General features: G+C 69.6%; 4 protein-coding genes. 2 read left to right on the top strand and 2 right to left on the bottom strand.

Annotated features, from left to right (window positions below):
• Together B8460_RS16590 and motA are read left to right on the top strand one after the other, a co-directional pair.
• Nucleotides 1-570: OmpA family protein (locus tag B8460_RS16590; RefSeq protein ID WP_048862725.1), on the top strand; the 570-nt coding region annotated here is incomplete at its 5' end.
• Nucleotides 571-589: 19 nt separating this feature from the next.
• Nucleotides 590-1,453 (top strand): flagellar motor stator protein MotA, encoded by an 864-nt coding sequence (gene motA, locus B8460_RS16585; RefSeq protein ID WP_048862724.1) that lies wholly within the window; start codon nucleotides 590-592, stop codon nucleotides 1,451-1,453.
• 12 nt (nucleotides 1,454-1,465) lie between these two features.
• On the opposite strand, the gene B8460_RS16580 is transcribed toward motA, so the two are convergent.
• A complete protein-coding gene (locus B8460_RS16580; protein ID WP_048862723.1) occupies nucleotides 1,466-2,944 on the bottom strand; it encodes a flavin-containing monooxygenase in 1,479 nt (492 codons plus the stop codon).
• A 101-nt stretch (nucleotides 2,945-3,045) separates the two neighbouring features.
• Nucleotides 3,046-3,819, bottom strand: a complete 774-nt coding sequence (locus tag B8460_RS16575) for an RNA methyltransferase (RefSeq protein ID WP_199445677.1) — start codon at nucleotides 3,817-3,819, stop codon at nucleotides 3,046-3,048.
• Nucleotides 3,820-3,922: the final 103 nt, after the last annotated feature.

The following is a 3,922-nucleotide window of genomic DNA, read 5'->3' as shown; positions in this document are numbered from 1 at the left end:
GACCGGCCGCCGGCGACCCCGATCCCGCAGCCCACGACGGCCCCGCTCAGCGCCGCGCAGGAGCAGCAGCGTTTCACCGCCGCTGCCTCCGCCATCGCCGACGCCGTGCGCGCCGATCCCGCCCTCGCGCCGCTGGCCCGTCAGCTGTCGATCGACACCACGCCGGAGGGGCTGCGCATCCAGATCCTGGACGAAGCGCAGCAGCCGATGTTCGCGACCGGCTCCGCCGTCCCGAACGAGCGCGCGCGGCTGCTGCTGCGCAAGGTCGCCCCGGTCCTGGCGGGACTGACCGAACAGGTCTCGATCGCCGGCTATACCGACGCGGCGCCGTATCCGGGGCCGGACCGGACGAACTGGGAATTGTCGGCGGACCGGGCGAACGCCACCCGCCGGCTGCTCGTCGACGCCGGGCTGGCCGACCGGCGCATACGCGGCGTGGTCGGTCACGCCGATCACGACCTGCTGCTGCCGCATCAGCCGCTCGCCGCCGCGAACCGCCGCATCGCCATCGTCGTGCTGCGCGAGGCCCCGGCGCCGGCCGCAGCACCCGCGGCCGCCTCCGCCCCTTGAGCGGCGCCGGGCCTGCGACATGCTGACGATCGGCGGCTTCGTCTTCCTGCTGATCTGCGTCTTCGGCAGCTATCTCGTCAGCGGCGGCAGCATCGGGCCGCTGGTGGAGGCGCTGCCGTTCGAGCTGTGGACGATCGGTGGTGCCGCGCTCGGCACGCTGCTGATGGCGAACAGCATGCACGACATCAAGCACCTGCTGGCGGGCTTCGGCAAAATCCTGAAGGGCGCGAGCTTCCGCAAGGCTGATTACGTCGAGCTGCTGTCGCTGCTGTACTTTCTCGTCCGCACCGCGAGCACCAAGGGCAATCTCGCGCTGGAGGCGCATATCGAAAAACCCGCTGACAGCCCCGCCTTTCAGAAGTTCCCGAAGATCCTCGGCAACCATCACGCGACCGATCTCATCTGCGACTATCTGCGCATGGTCGGGATGAACGCCGACGATCCGCATCAGGTGGAGGACGTGATGGGGCGGGAGCTGAAGAAAGTCCTGCACGAGGAACTGCACCCGTCGCACGCGCTGCAATCGATGGCCGACGCGCTGCCCGCGCTCGGCATCGTGGCCGCCGTGCTCGGCGTGGTAAAGACGATGTCGCACATCAACGAGCCGCCGGCGGTGCTCGGCGCGATGATCGGCGGCGCGCTGGTCGGCACGTTCCTCGGCGTGCTGCTCGCCTATGGCATGGCCGGCCCGCTCGCCTCACGCCTCAAGAGCGTCGTGGAGGAGGAGGGCAAGTATCTCGAGGTGATCCGCGCCGTCCTGATCGCGCACCTGCACGGCAACGCGCCCGCCATCAGCGTCGAGACCGGCCGCAAGATGGCGCCGACGCAGCATATGCCGACGTTTCAGGAGCTCGAGCAGGCGACGCAGGCGGTGCAGGTCTGAGCCGGCGGCCGCCTAGCCGTAGGCGAACATCGGGCCGTCGAGGTCGATCGCCGGGAACTCGTCCTTCTCCGCCCAGTAATCCTGCGTATGCTGCCATTCGGGCGTGGCACCCCGCTTCGGCAGCAGGTGCATCCCGCGCATCAGGTAACCGGGGTTGAAGTTTTCCGGGTCGATCCATTCCTGCAACGGCATGTCCGCGTTCTCGGGCGGGATCACGATCTCGACCCGCCGCGCGCCGCGCGCGCGCATATGGTGCAGCAGCCGGCAGACGAAGTCGCCCACCAGATCCGCGCGCAGCGTCCAGCTCGCGCGGAAATAGCCGAACACCCACGCCATGTTGGGTATCCCGGTGAACATCATGCCGCGGAACGTCACCGTGTCGCTGAAGCGCAGCGGCGTGCCGTCGATCGTGAAGTCGATGTCGCCGAGCACGTTGAGGTTGAACCCGGTCGCCGTCACGATCACGTCCGCCTCCAGCTCCTCGCCGGAGGTGAGCTGGATGCCGGTGCGGGTGAAGCGCTCGATCTCGCCCGTCACGACGGAGGCGCCCCCGGACGCGATCGCCGCGAACAGGTCGCCGTCCGGGATATAGGCAAGGCGCTGCCGCCACGGGCGGTAGCGTGGCGTGAAATGCGTCGCGATGTCGTAATCAGGGCCCAGATGCGCCCGCACGGCGCCCAGCAGCTCCGCCGTCACCTTGTCCGGCTCCTCGCGGCAGCGGCGGGTGAACTCCGCCTGATCGTACAGGATCTTCCGCCGCACGATTTCGTGGATCCACGTCTCGTCGACCTTCAGCGTGCGCAGCATCTCCGCCAGCTCGTTGATATTGCGGCCGGTGAAGAAATACGTGGGCGAGCGCTGCAGCATGGTGACATGCGCGCATTTCCCCGTCACAGCCGGCACCAGCGTCGCCGCCGTCGCGCCCGATCCGATCACGACGATCCGCTTGCCCGTGATGTCGAGGTCGTCGGGCCAGGTCTGCGGATGCACGATCCGGCCCGCGAAATTGTCCATGCCCGGCCAGGACGGCGTGTAGCCCTCCTCGTGCCGGTAATAGCCCTGGCACATCCACAGGAAGCCGGCGGTGACGCGCACCCGCGTGCCGTCCGCGGTCCGCTCCGCCTCGATCGTCCAGAGATTGTCGGTGCCGGACCATTCGGCCGTCAGGATGCGGTGCCCGTAGCGGATATGCCGGCCGAGGTCGTTCTCCTCGATCACCTCGCCCATGTAGCGCAGGATTTCCGGCGCGGTCGCGATCGGCGTGCCCGTCCAGGGCTTGAAGCGGTAGCCGAAGGTGTGAAGATCGCTGTCCGACCGGATGCCCGGATAGCGGTGCGTGGTCCAGGTCCCGCCGAACGTCTCCTGTTTTTCCAGGATGACGAAGCTCATGTCCGGGCATTGGGTGCGCATGTGATACGCCGCGCCGATGCCGGAGATACCCGCGCCCACGATCAGGACGTCCACGTGAAGGTCGGCGGGGCCGTGGGTCATGGCGGGCTTGCTCCGGTCTGTGCGCCGCAATGTCAGCAGGCATGGGGCCTGGCTGCAAGCGGGGCGCGCGCGACCGTGGCCGGCGCCGCCGGCCGCCCCGATCAGCCGCCCTCGTCGCGTCCGCGCTGCCGCCGGCCGAGCGCGAGTTCCGTGACCATGCCGTGCAGCGTGCGCAGCTCCTGCTCCGTCACCTCGCCGCGCTGGAACAGGTGACGGATGTTGCGCACCATGCCGGGCCGCTTCGGCAGGTTGCGCAGGAAGCCGCTTGCGTCCAGTTCCGCCGTCAGGTGGCCGAGGAAGTTCTCCAGCTCGCCCTTGGTCGCGATGGTCGTCTCGTTCGTCATCAGATGCCGCGCGGGCGTGGCATCGGCCGCGGTCCACCATTCATAGGCGAGCACCATCACCGCCTGCGCCAGATTGAGCGACATGAACGCGGGATTGAGCGGATAGCGGACCAGCGCGTCCGCCTGCGCCATGTCGTCGTTGTCGAGCCCCGCGCGTTCCGGCCCGAACAGCAGCCCGGCGCGCAGGTCCCGCGCGCACACCGCCCGCAGCTCCGCCGCCGCGCCGCGCGCGGTCAGCACCGGCTTGATGATGTGACGCGGCCGGGGGCAGGTGGCATAGACGTGATGCAGGTCCGCCACCGCCTCGGCCACCGTGTCATGCAACGTCAGCGCGTCGAGGATGCGGTCCGCGCCGGAGGCCTGCCGCCACGCCCGCTCCTGTGGCCAGCCGTCGCGCGGGGCGACGAGGCGCAGGTGAAACAGACCGCCATTGGCCATCGCGCGGGCCACCGCGCCGATGTTGTCGGCCAGCTGCGGCCGCACCAGGATCACCACCGGGCTGTTGCCGATCGGGCCGATATCCGCCCCCATCCCGCCCTTACGGGTGCCGCCCCGCATCGTCCCGTCTCGGCCGGCATCGCCCCCCGCGATCTCGCCCGCCCCGGTCTCGCCCCGCCCGGTCTCGCCCCGCCCG

This window comes from Acidisphaera rubrifaciens HS-AP3, assembly GCF_000964365.1.
Classification (GTDB): Bacteria; Pseudomonadota; Alphaproteobacteria; order Acetobacterales; family Acetobacteraceae; genus Acidisphaera; species Acidisphaera rubrifaciens.
This window is presented reverse-complemented; position numbering and strand designations above follow the sequence as displayed.

Bases quoted from the DNA above. Each gene is read 5' to 3' on its own strand.
- B8460_RS16575 (WP_199445677.1), bottom strand. From the start codon at position 3,819: ATGGGGGCGGATATCGGCCCGATCGGCAACAGCCCGGTGGTGATCCTG.
- B8460_RS16580 (WP_048862723.1), bottom strand. From the start codon at position 2,944: ATGACCCACGGCCCCGCCGACCTTCACGTGGACGTCCTGATCGTGGGC.
- motA (WP_048862724.1), top strand. From the start codon at position 590: ATGCTGACGATCGGCGGCTTCGTCTTCCTGCTGATCTGCGTCTTCGGC.